Origin of the sequence: Herpetosiphon giganteus (assembly GCF_016907925.1) — a bacterium.
In the GTDB taxonomy this organism is placed as follows: Bacteria; Chloroflexota; Chloroflexia; order Chloroflexales; family Herpetosiphonaceae; genus Herpetosiphon; species Herpetosiphon giganteus.
Window position 1 is genome coordinate 1 of record NZ_JAFBCZ010000047.1, and the last position, 17,524, is coordinate 17,524.

13 protein-coding genes are annotated in these 17,524 nt (G+C 52.5%); 3 read left to right on the forward strand and 10 right to left on the reverse strand.

Features of this window, described 5'->3' with window-relative positions; genetic code table 11:
- Positions 1 to 142: 142 nt before the first annotated feature.
- Positions 143 to 820: a pentapeptide repeat-containing protein gene (locus JOD20_RS24980; RefSeq protein ID WP_204757891.1), complete on the reverse strand. Its 678-nt coding sequence runs from the start codon at positions 818 to 820 to the stop codon at positions 143 to 145.
- A gap of 111 nt (positions 821 to 931) precedes the next feature.
- Positions 932 to 1,885: a ring-cleaving dioxygenase gene (locus tag JOD20_RS24985; protein WP_204757892.1), complete on the reverse strand. Its 954-nt coding sequence runs from the start codon at positions 1,883 to 1,885 to the stop codon at positions 932 to 934.
- 161 nt (positions 1,886 to 2,046) lie between these two features.
- Between JOD20_RS24985 and JOD20_RS24990 the strand changes: the two genes are divergently transcribed.
- Positions 2,047 to 3,213: an FAD-dependent monooxygenase gene (locus tag JOD20_RS24990; protein ID WP_204757893.1), complete on the forward strand. Its 1,167-nt coding sequence runs from the start codon at positions 2,047 to 2,049 to the stop codon at positions 3,211 to 3,213.
- 106 nt (positions 3,214 to 3,319) lie between these two features.
- On the opposite strand, the gene JOD20_RS24995 is transcribed toward JOD20_RS24990, so the two are convergent.
- The 8 genes from JOD20_RS24995 to JOD20_RS25030 all read right to left on the reverse strand — a co-directional run bounded on the left by JOD20_RS24995 (position 3,320) and on the right by JOD20_RS25030 (position 12,376).
- Positions 3,320 to 4,150 (reverse strand): ABC transporter ATP-binding protein, encoded by an 831-nt coding sequence (locus JOD20_RS24995; RefSeq protein ID WP_204757894.1) that lies wholly within the window; start codon positions 4,148 to 4,150, stop codon positions 3,320 to 3,322.
- Complete coding sequence (gene ntrB, locus JOD20_RS25000) at positions 4,150 to 4,998, reverse strand: nitrate ABC transporter permease (protein WP_204757895.1); 849 nt, start codon at positions 4,996 to 4,998, stop codon at positions 4,150 to 4,152. The genes JOD20_RS24995 and ntrB overlap by 1 nt, the downstream gene beginning before the upstream one ends.
- Positions 4,999 to 5,092: 94 nt before the next feature.
- Positions 5,093 to 6,313 carry a CmpA/NrtA family ABC transporter substrate-binding protein gene (locus tag JOD20_RS25005; RefSeq protein ID WP_204757896.1) on the reverse strand — a complete coding sequence of 407 codons (1,221 nt, stop codon included), beginning with the start codon at positions 6,311 to 6,313 and terminating at the stop codon, positions 5,093 to 5,095.
- A 340-nt stretch (positions 6,314 to 6,653) separates the two neighbouring features.
- Positions 6,654 to 7,469, reverse strand: coding sequence for a uroporphyrinogen-III synthase (locus tag JOD20_RS25010; protein ID WP_204757897.1), 816 nt, complete (start codon positions 7,467 to 7,469; stop codon positions 6,654 to 6,656).
- The gene (locus tag JOD20_RS25015; protein WP_204757898.1) at positions 7,466 to 9,616 is read right to left on the reverse strand and encodes a molybdopterin oxidoreductase family protein; all 2,151 of its coding nucleotides are present in this window, start codon (positions 9,614 to 9,616) and stop codon (positions 7,466 to 7,468) included. The genes JOD20_RS25010 and JOD20_RS25015 overlap by 4 nt, the downstream gene beginning before the upstream one ends.
- Positions 9,617 to 9,620: 4 nt before the next feature.
- Complete coding sequence (locus JOD20_RS25020; protein WP_204757899.1) at positions 9,621 to 11,099, reverse strand: hypothetical protein; 1,479 nt, start codon at positions 11,097 to 11,099, stop codon at positions 9,621 to 9,623.
- Positions 11,083 to 12,006, reverse strand: coding sequence for a helix-turn-helix domain-containing protein (locus tag JOD20_RS26935; protein ID WP_204757900.1), 924 nt, complete (start codon positions 12,004 to 12,006; stop codon positions 11,083 to 11,085). The genes JOD20_RS25020 and JOD20_RS26935 overlap by 17 nt, the downstream gene beginning before the upstream one ends.
- Positions 12,007 to 12,025: 19 nt before the next feature.
- Positions 12,026 to 12,376: a hypothetical protein gene (locus JOD20_RS25030; protein WP_204757901.1), complete on the reverse strand. Its 351-nt coding sequence runs from the start codon at positions 12,374 to 12,376 to the stop codon at positions 12,026 to 12,028.
- 877 nt (positions 12,377 to 13,253) lie between these two features.
- Here JOD20_RS25030 and JOD20_RS25035 point away from each other — a divergent pair.
- Together JOD20_RS25035 and prfB are read left to right on the forward strand one after the other, a co-directional pair.
- Positions 13,254 to 15,833 carry a right-handed parallel beta-helix repeat-containing protein gene (locus tag JOD20_RS25035; protein WP_204757902.1) on the forward strand — a complete coding sequence of 860 codons (2,580 nt, stop codon included), beginning with the start codon at positions 13,254 to 13,256 and terminating at the stop codon, positions 15,831 to 15,833.
- 566 nt (positions 15,834 to 16,399) lie between these two features.
- Positions 16,400 to 17,513 (forward strand): peptide chain release factor 2 gene (gene prfB, locus JOD20_RS25040; RefSeq protein WP_204757903.1). Its coding sequence is split into 2 segments (ribosomal slippage): positions 16,400 to 16,474 and positions 16,476 to 17,513, totalling 1,113 coding nucleotides; the frame shifts between segments, so codons are not numbered across the junction.
- Positions 17,514 to 17,524: the final 11 nt, after the last annotated feature.

Below are 17,524 nucleotides of genomic sequence, written 5' to 3' on the forward strand. Positions count from 1 at the left end.
ACGCTGCTCCATCCCGAACCAGGCCGTGAACGCGACACACACCGAGGCTACTGCAGCACCCGCTGTGGGAACGTAGGGGGATGCGTACCATTCCAAGATAGACTCCGTTGGACATCCAACGGAGTCTTCTTTTTGGTTAAGCTTATTCCTCAGTTTCTAACTCGCGGATGGTTAGGCCCAGCGCTTGGGCGATTTCTAGCGCTTGGCGTGGCTCGATAATCAAGCCTTGCAGCTGCTTTGGCTCGATCTGCATGCCTGCGATCTGCGAGCCGCGAATATCAACATTGCTTAACGTGGCATTGCGAAAATTGGCCCGACTCAGATCGCAATTGCGAAAGCTAACATCGCTTAGTTTGGCAGATTCAAACGTGCTTTCGAGCATACGACAATCGACGAAGTGCACATGCTCAAGCCGCGCCGACCACCAGACACTATAATCAAGTTGACAAGTATTAAAGACAATATGCTCGGCTTGGGCTTCGACAAATTTCATGCCACCTAAACGGCTATTATGCCATTCTAACCGCTCAAGGTGGCTTTTCTCCCAATTGGCATGGCTCAAATCGCATTGCTCAAAGCTGCTATCAACCAGCTGCGATTGCTGCAATACCACTTGATCAAATTGGCATTGGCGCACAATCGATTGCTCCATGAAAATATCTTTGGCCCGTTGTTGACTGAAATTAAGCTGCTGCATGCTCAATTGCGCATAGTTGCCATTATCGCTCAAGCGTAATTCAGCGACGCTTTTTAGCTCAGATGCTGGGCAATGCTGCGGCGGAGTAATGCCTTGGTAGCGTTTGCGGCGTGGACGTGCCATGAATTTGCACCTCGCAAAATTAAACGAACAGGTGTGTTATTTTAATCTGTTTGGCGAATTTGGCAACTCAATCGAGCGCGCTTACCATCGCAGCAAGCGCGCTCGGCTTGTTTAGGTTAGTGGCTTGAGGTTGGCAACAATGGCCTCGCGACGTGGCTCAAGGAATGGTGGCAACACCACCGATTCGCCCAAGGTTGCTGGATCTTCATCGACCGCAAAGCCTGGCCCATCGGTGGCAATTTCAAACAAAATGCCATTTGGCTCGCGGAAATAGAGGCTGCGGAAGTAGTAGCGATCAATTTCGCCACTGGTGCGAATGCTCAATTCGCGCAAACGCCGCGTCCAGCCATGATATTCTTCTTCGTTGGGCGTGCGAAATGCCACGTGATGCACGCCACCAGCGCCTGGTTGGGCTGGCGCTAAATCTGGCTGCACCACAACATGCAATTCTGCATCTACGCCACCTTTGCCCATTTCATAGACATACACTGTGTATTCCTTGCCTTCGTTGAGGCTATATTGGCGCACTTGGCGCATATTTAGCGCTTTGGTCAACACAGTATCGCTAGCTTCAAGCTTGGGCACGCTCATACGAATTGGCCCAAGCCCACGAATTTGGTGCTCAGCAGGGACTGGGCTGGCATCCCATGGCGTATTTGGGTCGCCAGCGCCTGCATCATCAATCAGGCTCAGGCGTTGGCCTTCGTTATCAGCAAAATCGATCGTCAAGCGGCCATCACGCTCAAGCACGCCACTATGCTGAACACCTTGTTGGCTCAAGTGTTCAGCCCACCACTCAAGGCTGGCTTTGCCAGTGACCCGCAGTGCGGTGTTGCAAATGCTATGCGTCCCGCGTTGTTCTGGCCCAACTGGCCAATCAAAAAAGGTAATGTCGCTGCCAGGTGTGCCTGCGCCATCAGCATAAAATAAATGATAAGCACTCACATCATCTTGATTAACGGTGCGCTTGACCAGCCGCATGCCTAAAACTTGAGTATAAAAACGATAATTTTCACGCACATTGGCGCTGACTGCCGTAAGATGGTGGATTCCGGTTAATTGCATAGTCGCAGGCCTCATAAAAACTCTGGCTAGCCCATTTCAGCTAGCGCTTGTATTGTACAACGCTTTTTAAGTTGACATAAATTTTCGAATAATTAACCCTTGACTTAAAACATACTATAAGGTATGTTTTACTTAGATTGATTAAATTCGACGAGGATGCAATGCAACCGATAACGATCATTGGCGGGGGAATTGGCGGTTTATGTTTGGCAATTGGCCTACAGCAACGCCAGATTCCAGTGCAAATCTATGAGGCTGCGCCAGTGCTACGGCCTGTTGGCGCGGGCATTTTATTAGCTCCTAATGCCATGAACTTGCTCGAACGTTGGGGCTTGGCTGAAGCTGTACGCCAGCGTGGGCTGTGCCTTAGTGCATTGGGCGGCAGCGAATTTGGCATTGTGGATGCGCAAGGCCGGAGTTTATTGCCTGGGTTTGATTTGAAATTAATGCGTGAGCGTTTTGGCCAAGAGTTGCTGACGATTAGCCGTGCCGCTTTGCAACAGACCTTGCTCGAAGCCTTGCCAGCAGATTGCGTGCAGCTTGGCAAGCGGTTAGTTGGCTTGCAACAAACAGCCGAGGCAGTAGAGGCCAAATTTGCCGATGGCTCAACGATTCAGACTGCGTGCTTGATTGGGGCCGATGGCTTGCGCTCGGCGGTGCGCGAGCAGATTTTCCCCAAGCAACGCTTGCGCTATTCGGGCCAAACCTCGCATCGTGCCTTGGTGCAGCTCGATTATCGTGAATTAGGCCAGTCTGTTGCCGCCGAAATTTGGGGCCAGCAGCTGCGGTTTGGCTATACGCCAGTTGGGCAGGATTTGGTGTATTGGTATGCGACCAGCCTTGCAGCTCAAGGCCAGCGTGATGCTTCGCCAGCTGCTGCCCGCGAAACCTTGCTTGCCCAAGGCCATGATTTGCCAGCAATCGCCAAAATGCTGATTGAGCGCACCAGCGATGAAGCCTTGCTGCGCACCGATATTAGCGATTTGTCCCATCTGAAAACCTGGTATCAAGGCCGAATTGGCTTGCTTGGCGATGCGGCCCATGCGACAACACCCAACCTTGGCCAAGGTGGCTGCCAAGCAATCGAGGATGCTTGGGTATTGGCCGAGATGCTTGCGCGCTACGAGCAACCCCAATTAGCCTTTTTGCACTATCAAAAACGCCGTATGCCCAAAGCCCAAGCAATTGTTGATACATCGTGGCGGGTTGGTTCACTGGTGCATTTGTCGCATTCATGGCAACAACAGCTGCGCAATCGCATCTTGCGGTTGATACCACGCAGTTTGGGCCAACGCCAAACCAATTTTATCTATGCGCTGAATTTTTGAGTGTCGCTTTTGGGCTACAAGCATGAGGTTTGTAGCCTTAAATACAAAAGGCTGTCGCAGCATCGAGACAGCCTCCGAGACACAACTCTGGGTACTGATTGTTGGTTTAGCAGTGTAATGAGAGCAGCAGGTGAGTGCGTAGGTTATTCCAGGTTTGGCTGGTCATAAGGCTTTGTTTATCGCGTGGCCGGGGCAAATCAACGGTAATTATTTCTTTGATCGTTGCACTTGGCCCATCGCTGAAGACCACAATCCGATCGCTGAGGTAAATCGCTTCATCAATATCGTGGGTCACCATTACGACGGTTTCGGTGCGGGCATCGCCGCTCCACAAATCCAATAATTCTTCTTGCAAGCTGCCACGGGTTAGGGCATCGAGTGCGCCAAATGGCTCATCGAGCAAGAGCATCCGTGGATGCACTGCAAAGGCCCGGGCAATTGCTACCCGTTGGCGCATACCGCCGGAAAGCTGCATTGGCTTTTTGTGGACATGGTTGCTGAGGCCAACCCGCGTCAACACTGCATCGGTCAAGGCTTTACGCTCTGCTTTGCTCAGCTCAGTTTGCACCGAATCGACAGCTTCGTAGACATTTTGATAGACCGAGAGCCACGGCAAGAGCGAATAATGCTGAAACACCATCGCACGTTCTGGGCTTGGGGCTTCAATTGGCTTGCCATCGAAGAGCATTGTGCCTGTGCTAATGCTCGTCAGGCCAGCAATCATATTTAGCAAGCTGCTTTTGCCACAGCCAGAATGGCCAATAAAGCTAATAAATTCGCCCGATTGAATGGTTAGCTCAATATCGCGCAGGATGTTGATTTGGCCTTGGCCGCTGGGATAATTTTTGCCCACACCGCTAATTTCGAGCAACGGAGCGGCCTCCATTGGCAGGATTGCGCTATTGATTGTGGTGCGCGCTAACAACCGTGGAGCCATTAGTGACCTCCTTCTTGCCACGCAGCCATGCGTTGGCCTACAACACTAAATACGCGATCTAAACACAAACCAGTGATCCCAATAATTAAGATGGCGCTCATCACCCGCTCCAATGAGAGTGCATTCCACGAATCCCACACAAAGAAGCCTAAGCCCGTGCCACCAGCCAGCATTTCGCCAGCCACAATCACCATCCAGGCAATGCCCATCGAAAGCCGCATGCCCGTCAAGATTGCGGGAAAGGCTGCGGGTAACAGCACTTTGCTGATATAGCGCCAGCGGCTAAATCGAAATACTTTGGAAACAGCTTTGAGATCGGCGGGAATGTTTTGCACGCCCATGGTGGTATTGACCAAGGTTGGCCAGAGCGAGGTAATGACAATCGCAAAAACCACGGCTTTGGGTGCATTGTGGAGTACCGCTAAACCTAATGGATACCAGGCCAGCGGCGAGACAGGCCGCAAAATTTCAATCACTGGTGCGAGCATTTTGCGCAGCCGAGCACTACTACCAAGAAGCATGCCAAGCGGAATGGCGATCGCGATGCCAATTCCCCAGCCAGTAAAAACCCTTCCCAACGAGGCCAAGAGCTGAATCCCAATTCCCTTGTCGTTTGGGCCGTTGTCGTAGAATGGATTGCTTAATAGCTCGCCCAAGGTGCTGGCAGTGGCGAGTGGCGTTGGTAAAGCTCCATCAGAAATCCATGCAGCAACTTGCCATAAGCTTGCTAAAATAAGCATGCCGATAATGATTGGGTTAAGCGTTTGCCAAATCATTTTGAGCCAGTAGCGCATGCTGGTCAGCGCTGAATGCTCACGTCGGGGAATAACGTCGATCATCTGGGCCATAAAGCTGCTCCTTTGTTGTTGGCAAGTGGCTGGTGTGTCGGCGACTGAAGCCGTGATTCTTCAGTCGCGAGGGTGTGTCGTGATGGCCTGCGGGCTAGGATGGGCTTTTGGGGTCGAAGCTGCGTTGATCAAGTGTGACGGTGAAGGGCTGTAAATCGTCGCTCGCCACCGTTAAGCTCATTTCCTTGGCGACCTCTGCATACAGGTCGCGCAAAATCAGCTTATCGGCGATTGCACTATAGTCGGGAGCATTTGGCACAAGCCCAAAGCGCAGGTATTGCGCCATAAACCAAATTGCATGGCTGCGTTGTGGCTCGTTAACCGCGCCCGCTTGGTGAAAAACCATGCTTTTGCTTGGCTCGAATGTGCGTTCGCCGAGGGTTGCACCCAAGTTGTATTGGCCCTTCAAACGAGCTTCGATCACATCGGCTGGGGCGTTGACATAGGCTTGGCCGCCGATGACCTTGGCTGCTTCGGCGCGGTTGTTGAAATCGTCGAGCCATTGCGAGGCCTCAAGAATCGCCTTCATAACATTTTTGAGGTCAGCGCGGCGTTTTTCGGCAAAGCTTGGGTTGACCACCAAGGCCTTCTCTGGGTGTCCCGCCCACAGATCTTGGGTTGCTAAAACGGTTTCGCCAATGCCCTCTTTGACCGCCACGCCGTTCCATGGCTCGCCAACGCAAAAGCCATCCATCTCACCGATCCGCATATTGGCGACCATTTGCGGTGGGGGAATCGTGATGATTTTGACGCTTTGCTGATCAACCCCAGCGGCGGCCAGCCAGTAGCGCAGCCAAAGATCGTGGGTTCCGCCCGGAAAGGTGGCGGCAAAGGTGGCGGGCTTATCGGCTGGGCGTTGGCTTAGTAGCGCTTTAAGTTTGCTCGGGTCGCCATAGCCAACATCTTTGGCCAATGCGCTGCTGAGCGTAATGCCTTGGCCGTTTTGGTTCAGCACCATGGCAATTTTGAGTTCGCTTGCGGCCTTGCCACCCACGCCAGTGTAGACCGAGAACGGCATGCCAAACAAACAATGGGCCGCATCGAGGTCGCCAGTTAACAGCTTATCGCGCACATTGGCCCACGAAGCCTCTTTAACAACCTCAACATTTACGCCATATTTTTTGTAATAGCCCAAAGTATGGGCCATCACCACCGAAGCACAATCGGTCAGCGGAATAAAGCCAATTTTGATTGGGCGCTCGCCTGTTTCGTTGGCTGTTTCGCTACCGCAGGCGCTCAATAGGCTAGGAGTAGCGATTGCAGCGCCGAACGTTGCGGCAGTTTTGAGGAAATCGCGACGGCTAAACTTGGACATTGGAAGCTCCTCCGTGAAACCTGTGGCACACACATCGAACGCTTGGGAGATCGCGATAATTAATTTGACATAATTAAATATCGGTAGCACGATTCACCAACATTGGTGAGACTGCGTGGCGTTGCAGGAGCTATCGCGAAGCGAACAGGTTCGGTATCACACCGTCAGCGGTGGAAACTGCATTCGTTGCAGGGAGTTGAGCTATTGGTTGTGGATCAATTCCCTCACCCGTGCGCGAGCGAGGGGCTTTGATTCATGGTTATTATGTAATTCGTCGGTAAAAACGGCTGCTTCTCCTCGCCCGCATTCAGTGGGCGAGGGGGTTGGGAGGTGAGGGGTCTTAACTATTGATGCTCACGTGATTGAGAATGCGTTGCACCATTTGGCCCATAAACGGTTGCTCGGGCATAATCACATCGTGAATGCCAACATTGATGAGAGTTTGGGCGCATGATGGGCCGACGGCGGCGACGATTGCTTGTTGCATTGCCGCAATTAATGCGTGGGCTTGGCCTTGTTGCTCGGCAACCTGCAACAAATGGCGCACCTGAATTTGGCTGGTAAAAGTAAAAATAGCGATCTCGCCAGCAATTGCTTGCTCGATCAGCGCATCCAGTGGGCTGAGGTCGGCTGGCAATTGCCATTCGTAGACGCTCTGTTCGTGGAGCACGGCCCCTCGTTCAAGGCAATATTCGGCTAATTTGCGATCGCGCTCGCCGTAGTGTAGCAAGCCAACGCCACGTCCAGCCAACTCAACCTGATCAAGGCTGCTGATTAAATCGTTAATTGTATAGGGCGAGGCGGCGCTGATGCTGGGGCGCAATCCATAACGGCGTAAAACGGCGGTTGGCTTGGGGCCACGGCAAACGAGGGTTGTGTTGGCCAGTGCGGCCAGCATAGCTTGCTCAAGCCCCAAACTGGCAGCAGCATCAATTAATTGCTGCGTGCCAACCCCAGTCAACAACATTAGTAGCTCGATTTGGCCTGCTTCAAGCTGTTGTAATACTGCTTGAGCAACTGGAGCCGCATCAACGCTGACCTCGCGCAAGGCTGGGGCATGGATTGGAGTCGCGCCATGGCGAGTGAGCAAATTGGCTAATTCTGAGGCGCGACGCGCTTCAAGAATTGCAACTCGTTGACCGTCTAAACTACTCATTGGCTGCTCCGTTTGCCAGCGGCCATTGCTGGAACTGTGGCGGCTTCGCCAAATTTGATGTTGATGCCTTCGACGATTGGCCGTAATTGGACTGCACATGCCTTGAGTTCTGGTTGCTTGCTAATTGGGTCGGCAGCGTTGATGCTCAACACGTTGGGGTTGCCATCGTCCCAGTGAATTGGCATAAACAAACAGCCTGGCATAATTTCTGGATTGATTTGCACCACCGAGGTGCAACTACCGCGTCGCCCGATGACCGCGATTTTTTCGCCAGCGCTCACGCCGAGCGTGTTGGCATCGTCTGGGTGAATTTCGATAAAGCTGCCGTTATGGCGTTGATTGAGCTTAGCCACGTTGGCGGTGCGGGTGCGCGTATGCCATTGCTCCAAAACCCGCCCAGTCGTTAGCCAAAATGGAAATTCGTAGCTTGGCACTTCTGCTGGCTCAACCGGCACAGTTACGTGGAAATTAGCGCGACCATTGGCGGTTGCAAAGCGACCATCACTATACAAACGCACAGTGCCAGCGTGATCGTCGGCGGGGCATGGCCATTGAATTGGGCCGTTGCGCAGCCGTGCGTAGCTCACGCCGCTCACATCAAGCGGATAGCGCCCAGCGGTCAAATTGCGATATTCATCCCAAATTGCTTCTGCATTGGCAAAATTTAGCGCCAAGCCCATGCGTTGGGCCACTGCCTGCACCAACCACCAATCGGGCATCGCCTCGCCTGGAGCGTCATAGGCTGGGTTCAACAAGGTAATATGGCGATCGGACGCGGTGAATGTGCCAAGGCTTTCGGCCCATTGCGCGGCGGGCAAAGCAATATCGGCGTAGGCCAAACATGAGCTTGTATTATACACGTCCTGCACGATCACCAATTCAGCTTTTTCGAGGGCTGCCCGAATTGTGCTGTTGTTGGGCATCGAGTGCAACGGATTCGTGCCGATGATCCAAATTGCTTTGAGCTTGCCTTCGGCCAATTGGCTGAACATGGTTTGAGCATCGGGGCCGGGCGTGGCGCTGATGCTGCCAAGCGGAATGCCCCATGCTTGCTCGATTGCTGTGCGATGCTCAGCCACATCAACCCGACGATAGCCAGGCAATTGATGGGCCAAATAGCCAACTTCGCGCCCGCCCATGGCGTTTGGCTGGCCTGTCAGCGAAAATGGGCCACAGCCTGGCTTGCCAATCCGGCCTGTTGCCAAGTGCAAATTGATGATTGCTGTGGCTTTGGCTACTCCATTGCGGCTTTGATTGACACCCATGCTCCACAGGCTCAAGGTGCGTTGGCTAGCAACCAAGATTGCCCCAGCAGCCTCGATTTCATCAACACTTAAACCAGTTGCCAAGGCGGTTTGGGCTGGAGTCCACGCGGCGACGGCGGCAGCAATTTCGCTCCAACCAGTCGTATGTTGGGCGATAAATCCATAATCAACTGCGCCATCGCGAATCAAAATGTGCAATAAACCATTGAGTAATGCTGTATCGCTGCCTGGCGCTGCGGCCAAGTGTAAGCTGGCATAGCGTGAAGTTTGGGTGCGGCGCGGATCAACCACAATCAATGTTGCGCCATGCTTGCGCACTTGCTGCTCGATGCGGCGATAAACAATCGGATGACATTCGGCGGTATTCGAGCCAACAATCAAGAAACAATCTGCTTGTTCGATGTCGCTATAGCTACAGGGCGGGCCATCGGTGCCTAAGGTGCGGGTGTAGGCAGCCACGGCGCTGGCCATACACAAACGCGAGTTAGCATCCATCGTGTTGGTTCCCAGCAAGCCTTTGCACAGTTTGGTCACCAAATAGCTGGTTTCGTTGGTAAGTTGGCCCGAAAGATAAAAGCCAATTGCCTCGTTGCCATGCGCTGTGCGAATTGCATTCAGCCGTTGGGCAGCGTGATCGAGCGCCTGATCAAGGCCAACCGATTGCAACGCTGCATGGCGATCGCTGCGAATTCGGGCGTGAGTTAGGCGTGATTCTGGGGTGAGCATTTGCTCAATGGTTGCCCCTTTGATACAGAGCTTGCCTTGATTGGCGGGGTGGGCGCTATCGCCAGTGACGCGCACAACTTTGCCAGCGTTGACGGTTAATTCGATGCCACAGCCAACGCCGCAATAGGGGCATTGTGAACGCACAAGCTTGGTCATGATCTTATTCCCCATCCAAAATGGCGAGTTCAGCAGCAATCCGTCCAGCCAATTGATCAACCGGAATTTTGCGGGCTTTGAGGGTTGCCAGTTGCTGATGATTGCCACCAACAAATAGATCAAAGGCATCAACGATGCTGCCATCTTCAAGCCGCAGTCGCTGCGCTTGCAAGCCAATTTCGCCAACATGGTGCTGACCGCAAGCGTGCACACAGCCCGACACTTTCAAATCAACCCGCCGTTCGGCTGGAATTAAGCTGGCTAATTCTTGGGCAACTTGCAACGACAATTCTTTGGTATCGCTCAAGGCAAAGTGGCAGTAATCGCGGCCCGTGCAGCTGACCAAGCCGCGCAAGGCTCCAGGCGCATGCGGTTGCAGCACCTGCAACAATGGCTCGGCCAATAAGCGTTCGAGGCAGGTTTCATGCACATTTGGAATTAGAATGTTTTGGTCGGGAGTTAAGCGCAACTCGCCAGTGCCATAGGCATCAGCTAAATCAGCAATTTCGGCCATTTGCTGAGCATTGGTGCGGCCAACTGGCACCAATAACCCAACGGTTACAAAATCCTCGTCTTGTTGTTTGTGCACGCCCAAATGGTCGCCGTTGTGGGCTGCCAGCAACGATTCGCCAGCGCTGAAAAATGGCTGGCCAAAGACTTTTTCAACTTCGGCCATAAAGCGCGCCATGCTCCACTCGCGAATCAGCCATTTCAAACGGGCTTCGGTGCGTTTTTCGCGCGAGCCATTATCGCGAAACACGCTCAACACAGCGCGACAGAAAGGCAAGGCTTGTTCGGTGGTCAAGAAGATGCCCGCATCTTGGCCGAGTTGCGGGGTTGTACCACCCAAGGCTCCACCCAGCGCTACGTGAAAACCAAGCACACGATAGCCATTAATTTCTTTGGCGGCAGGAGTCATGCCAATATCGTTGGCGCGACTATGCGCACAATCGTGCGAGCAACCGCTAATTGTAATATTGAATTTGCGTGGCAAATCGCTAAATTCGCGGCCAAGCAAGGCCAGCGAAACGCTTTGGGCAATCGGCGCGGCGTTGAAGATTTCGGCGTGGTGCAGGCCCGCCAATGGGCAGCCCATCACATTACGATAATTATCAAGCCCCGTTTGTTGCGAGGTGAGGCCAACATTTTGCAAGCGCTGAAACACTTCGGGCACATCTTCGATCCGCAGCCAGCGCAATTGAATATTCTCGCGGGTCGTCAAATCCATGGTGTTGCGGCCAAAATCGCGTGAAACGCTGACGATTGCACGCATTTGGCGGGTGCTCAAAATGCCGTTGGGAATTCGCAGCCGTTGCATAAAAAAGCCTGGCGTTTGTTTGCGATGCAGCAAACCATACCATTTCAAGCGCTCGATCTCATCTTCGGGAATTGCGTCGAAGCCCAAGCTGGCATAGCGATACAGATCGGGCAGGACATCGAGGCCATTTTTGAGCTTTTTGATCGTTTCAATTTGAACAGCCATGAGCATCCTCCATAACAGTATCAAGCATCAAGTCGTCGTCGTATTCGCGAATTTGGCGCGGCGTGCAGGCATATAAACGGCGGAAGGCGGCGCTAAAGTGGGCAGCGCTGGCGTAACCAAGCCGACTGGCAATGCTCCCAATTGGCAAATTGGTGCTGGCCAGCAGCATATTGGCCTCGCTGAGCCGCAGCATTTGTAAATAACTGAGCGGGCTAAGCCCGGTACAGGCCAGAAAATCTCGTTGCAGTTGGCGCGGGCTGATGTGTAAACTTGAGGCCAATTGACTAATGCTTGGTGGCCGTTCGAGATTTTTCATCATCAAGGCTTGGGCTTTTTCGACCGATTGGGCTTGGGTTGGGGCATAGCCTTGCAAGGTTGTTTGAAAATCGAGCGCACTGAGCAGGGCCAAAAGCGTAGTGGCGGCATTTTCCAAGGTCGCTGGTGGCGCTTCTGGCAAGCCTGCGATTGTCATCAACTGGCGCGCGGCGTGCAGCGCTGGTGGCGGCACATAGCGTACTGCCAACAACGGCGAACGGGCTGCATCTTTAATTAAATAGCCATGGCGTTGATTGAACTGCGCATGCTGATTGAGAAAATGTTGCCAACCCTCGCTTGTCCAGGTCAAGTTGAGCCAATCGGTGGTTGCACCAGGCAAATAGCGAATCCGTAATGGATCTGCTTGTGGGCTGGTGAGCACCAACGAGGTTGGCGCTTGGCAAAAGCTGCGCTCGTCATAGCTGACATAGCGCGTACCACTGAGCGTCAATTGCATTGACCAGTTGCGCCAGCGTTCGAGTTGCGGCATTAATGGCCGTTGGTCGGTGAAGCGCCGGCGTTCAATGCTCAGGCCATGGCGGCGAAAGAGCGGCAGCGTTGTCGCCCATTGCAGGTTGTTTCGAAAACGCACCAATCCATTCATGCGCTGCCTACACTTCTAAGTAGCCAATGTCGAGGATCAACAGGCCACTGCCTTCACCAGCGACGCAGACATCGAGCACGGTTCCGGCGGGGTGTTCCTCAACGATGGCGAGCGACACATGAATTGCTGAATCGGCGGCGACCGGAAAATAGCGTAAAACCTGGCTATTGCGCAAAATTGAAACATTGACGAGACTGCTGATGGTGCTGCCCGCCCGAAAGTAGAGCATGCCGGTGGTGCGGTTGGCTGGCACGACATAGCGCAAATCAAGCATTTGTGGGTTGAAAAAACCCTTGCCTTCAAATTCGACGATTGTTTGCAGGAGCACTGGAGTGCCCTCACCCATAAACATGCCCATGACCCCGTCCTTTCGTTGATGTAGAGGATCGACGTTTGGGGGCAGTCATTGCCGAGAATGAGCATCGCTGCTGCCTACGCTCGCATCATCGAGAGCATGGGCAGGCGAGGTGAGGTATTGGTACAAGGAGTGTAGCAGAGGCTTCGCATATACAATACCACGCTGGACTTTTTGGGCTATCGGGCAATTCTACCAGTGCTTAACCGCAGCTTTTTGTGCAGGTTGTACAATCTGCTTAGCTAGGTACTAGCGGGTACTATACAAAAAACGACATCGGTTGACGTAGATAAGAATGCCAATTTAGGCCTTAACAAAGCCATAATAATCCATATATAGCCACGATTAAATCGTCAATATTATTAACCAGCACACTCGACAATAGGGCGAATTGCCCTATACTACTGCTCAAGCAGGCGACCAGTGATGAGCGTAAGCGAGGCTTCAAACGCACACATTCACCAATGGTAGACTGAACAAGCACAGATTTGGTAACTGATGGCTTACCCCAAGGCTGGGACGAAGGCAATTTGCCCAATCTGAACTGATAGCGACGATCAAACCTAAAACACCTATGGCATAGCTGCTATGGGTGTTTATGCTGTTTAACCACTGCGGATAGCCCAATTGGGCTAAGGCCACTCACTCTGAAGGGGTAGCCTTGCTAGCGATAAAGGTGGGATTTCGCGTCGATTAGGCCTAAAGTCCTGTAGGAAAAAAGGCCACTATGCGCTATGGTATGCCATAGTACAATAAGAGTCAGTAATCAAACTCGTTTTGAATAATTCCACGTTTGATTAAAGGCTCACGGAAGATGATGCATGGGGCTGTTGTAGCTCCTTTTTTATTGTTCAGCATCATGTTCAGGCGCGGAGGAACTATGCAGCCAAGCTTTGTGCAACAACGATTCAGGTCAGGAGTTAGTGCTCTTATCATTTTAGCGTTCAGTCTTGGTTCATTTAGTTGGCTGTTACAATCGGCGTTTGCCAATACGATTGATGCAACCCCCTATCTTAATCCATTAGCCCCCGATTTTGGCATTCAAGCGGCAATTGATACTGCTGCGGCCCAAGGTGGCGGCACGGTGAGTTTGCCAGCTGGCACTTTTACCTTGGAAACCTACCTCGATTTGAAAACCGGGGTTACCTTGCAAGGGGTCGGCGCTGAGACGATTCTAAAGGCTGGCCGCAACGAGCAACGAGTGTTTGTGACCCAAGGTGGCAGCAATCTCTCAACAATTAAAGTCGCCAATATTGCCGCTTTTCGAGTTGGGATGATTGTGTATGTTTGGCGCTCAACCGAGCTGCGCTTCTTGCCTGGCTCGTATGAAATTATGAGCCTTGACACCACCAACCAAACAATTACGCTTGATCGAGCAGTCAATTATCCGCTGACCGCCAATGTTTCACAAGTGTCGTATGGCTTGTATACGAAGTTGACCGCCGCCGCGACCCAAGGCAGCAATGTGATTAGCGTGGCTGATACCTCGGTGTTTAAGCCTGGCGAAGGTATCATCATTAAAGGGACTGAAGGCACAGGCATTGGCAATTGGGGCGTTGAGCAAAATATGGTCGATTCGATCAATACGAGCAACAACACGATTACCCTTAAAAAGCCGCTGACCCTTTCAGTGCCATCCAATTCGGTCGTATCCCACGCCTATTCAGCGATTTTTGCGCTTGGAACCAATTTCAACAATCGCTTGCAAAATATGGGCGTGCGCGATTTGACGATTGAAGGCTGGAATACCAACCAAAAGCCTGCTTTCTACGAGTTTTATATTGGGGCGATTAACTTTGTTTATTGCCGCTTTGTCACGATCGATAATATTACTGTGCGCTATTGGCATAGCGATGGCGTAAGTTTGCAATCGTGCGACCAAAGCACGGTCAGCAATAGCCTTGCAACCGCCAATCGTGGCCATGGCTTCCACCCAGGCACAACCTCACGCGATATTGAATTTGTCAAAATCCAAGGGATTAGCAACCTTGGCTATGCTGCCCGTGGCACTGCTGGCGATGGTTTGTACTATTGCTGGGGCAATCAACGGGTAAATATTCGCCAAAGCGTTTTCCGCAATAACGCTGGCTCGGGCGTTGGCGATTTAGGCGGTGGCGATACCGATAATTCTGCCCGCGATACCGATAACATCATCGAAGATAGCATTATGGAAGGCAATGTGCGGGCTGGGGTTGAAGTGAATGGCGGTGGAAATGCAGCCAATAATATCATTCGCCGCAACATCATTCGCGATAATAACACTGGCAATCAAGATTACGCTGGGATTAACTTGCTCTCCAAGCGTGGCCCTGCCCAACGCTATACTGTGCAAGATAATATTATTGAAAATACGACTGGCACGCAGAAATTTGGTGTGCGCGAAGCCAATTTGGCCGTGCCACCAACCACACCAGTCAATTATCTGACCGATTTCAACACGATTATCAACAACATAATTTACAATCATCCAAGCAATAATTTGGTGGTGATTGGCCCCAATACTGTGGCAACTGGCAATGTTTTTACGCAGCCAGGCGCGGTAATTACGCCAACGCCAACCAATATTCAGCCAACCGCCAGCGAAACCAGCGTGCCAACCAACACGCCAACGCCAACTGGCTCGTATGTGCCACGCTTGATCATGTACAACGCTGACACCGACCAAGTGCTGTATGATCCAATTCCCAACGGCGTGACGATTAATTATGCAACCCTCGGTACGCGTAATATCAGCATTGTTGCCCCAACCAGCCCAGCCACAGGCATTGGCAGCGTGCGTTTCTGGGTCGATAGTGCCATCTATCGCACCGAAAGTGGTCGGCCTTATTCTATCGCTGGTGATCAAAGTAATGGCCTCGATTTCTTGCCCATGAATCCTGCATTGAGCCATGGCACGCACGTAATCAAAGCTGCAACCTTTACTGGTTCGGGCGGCACGGGCACGCAAGGTACAGCTTACCAAGTTGTGATTAACATTGTAGATAGCAATGCAACTGCAACCCCAATCCCAACCAGCACCAATACGCCAACCAATGTACCGACCAACACGCCAACCAACACAGCGACGGCAACGCCAACCGATGTGCCAACCAACACGCCAACCAACACAGCGACGGCAACGGCAACTGATGTGCCTACCAACACGCCAACCAATACGGCGACGGTTATCGTGACCGACGTGCCAACCAACACGCCAACCAATACGCCAACCGAGATTGCAACCATTACTGCGACCGCCACCGAAACTGCCACCGCGACCGCGACAATAACCGCAACGGCGACGGAAACCGCGACAATAACCGCAACGGCCACCGCAACTGTCATTGTGACCGTTACCCAAACGACGACCGTTACAGTTGAGCCGAGCGTTACGCCAAGCAATACGCCAACCGCGACCGCAACCAACACCACGCCAACTCCGACAACCCATCGGGTGTTTGCGCCGTGGGTTACCAACTAGCGGTTTAGTGTTCCCTCACCCCAACCCCTCTCCCATCCACTGGGAGAGGGGCTAAACGCCGTGGTTCTTGCGTAATTCGTCGCTAAAAACGGGTGCTCCCCCTCGCCCGCATCCAGTGGGCGAGGGGGCTGGCTTTCAAGGGTAGGCGTTAAGATTCCCTCACCCCAACCCCTCTCCCATCCACTGGGAGAGGGGCTTAAACGCCGTGGTTCTTGCGTAATTCGTCGCTAAAAACGGGTGCTCCCCCTCGCCCGCGTCCAGTGGGAGAGGGGGCTGGGGGGTGAGGGGATCTCATCCATGCCATATTTCTGTGGCATCTGTGGCTCAAATAATTATTATTCGTGGAATTCGTGCAATTCGTGGCTAAAAAAATCTTCGTGGCCTTCGCGGTTTCAACCCTTCGCAAAAAGATACCCAATAATCTTCCGATAGCCAAAAGCCACCAGCCAATAGTCCATCTTCGTGGCCTTCGCGGTTTCAACCCTTCGCAAAAAGAGCGCTTTCGGGTATCATGAGGTCGAGTGCTGATCGCGCTCGATCTTTTGTTTAACGACTAGAGGAACCTCATGACAGAGTTTATTGATCTTCGGGCGTTACTAAGCTCGTTACAAGCGCGGTTCGATGCGCTAAGGGGGCGGCTTTGACTGGGCTGCCAAACAAGCAGAACTGCATGAATTAGAACAACAAGCAGCCGATCCCGCCCTGTGGGAGAACCCGCAACAAGCCCAAACAACCTTGCAACGCCTCGCCCGCATGCAAGAAGAATTGAAAATGTGGGATAGTTTGGCTGTTGATTTGGCAACCCTGCGCGACCTGTTGCAACTTTCCGCCGACGATCCTGATTCACTCAACCAAATTGAGCGTGAAGTCAGTGTTTTGGCAAAGTCGGTTGATACGCTTGAATTGAGCATTTTGCTGGGCGAAAAATACGATAGCACCAATGCCTTTATTTCAATTCAATCGGGCGCTGGCGGGGTTGAATCGCAAGATTGGGCACAGATGTTGCTGCGCATGTACAGCCGCTGGGGGGAAAGCCAAGGCTTCCGTACAACCATCGTTGATTTGATGGATGGGGAAGAAGCGGGCATCAAAAGTGCTACCTTGGAATTGCGCGGCCCCTATGCCTATGGTTATGCCAAGGCCGAGGCTGGGATTCATCGCTTGGTGCGGCTTTCGCCCTTCGATGCCAACCATCGCCGCCATACCTCGTTTGCGCGAGTCGAAGTGCTGCCCGAGGTCGATGATGCTGCCGAAGTTAAAATTAACCCCGAAGATTTGCGGGTTGATGTGTATCGCGCTGGCGGCCATGGCGGCCAAGGCGTAAACACCACCGACTCAGCGGTGCGCTTGGTTTACCGCGGTGGTACGCCCGACGAAATTATCGTGACCTGTCAAAACGAGCGTTCGCAATTGCAAAATAAAGAAACCGCGATGAACGTCTTGCGCGCGCGGTTGTTGGAACGCGAGTTGGCGCGCCAAGCAGCTGAACGCAACAAACTTAAAGGCGAACATCGCGATGCCGCGTGGGGCAATCAGATTCGTTCGTATGTGCTTGACGATCGGCGGGTCAAAGATCATCGCACCAATGTTGAAACATCGAATACTCAAGCAGTGCTCGATGGCGAGATTAATTTATTTATCGATGCCTTCTTGCGCTGGAGAACCGAAGGCGCAGAGTAAGCGAGGTTTGT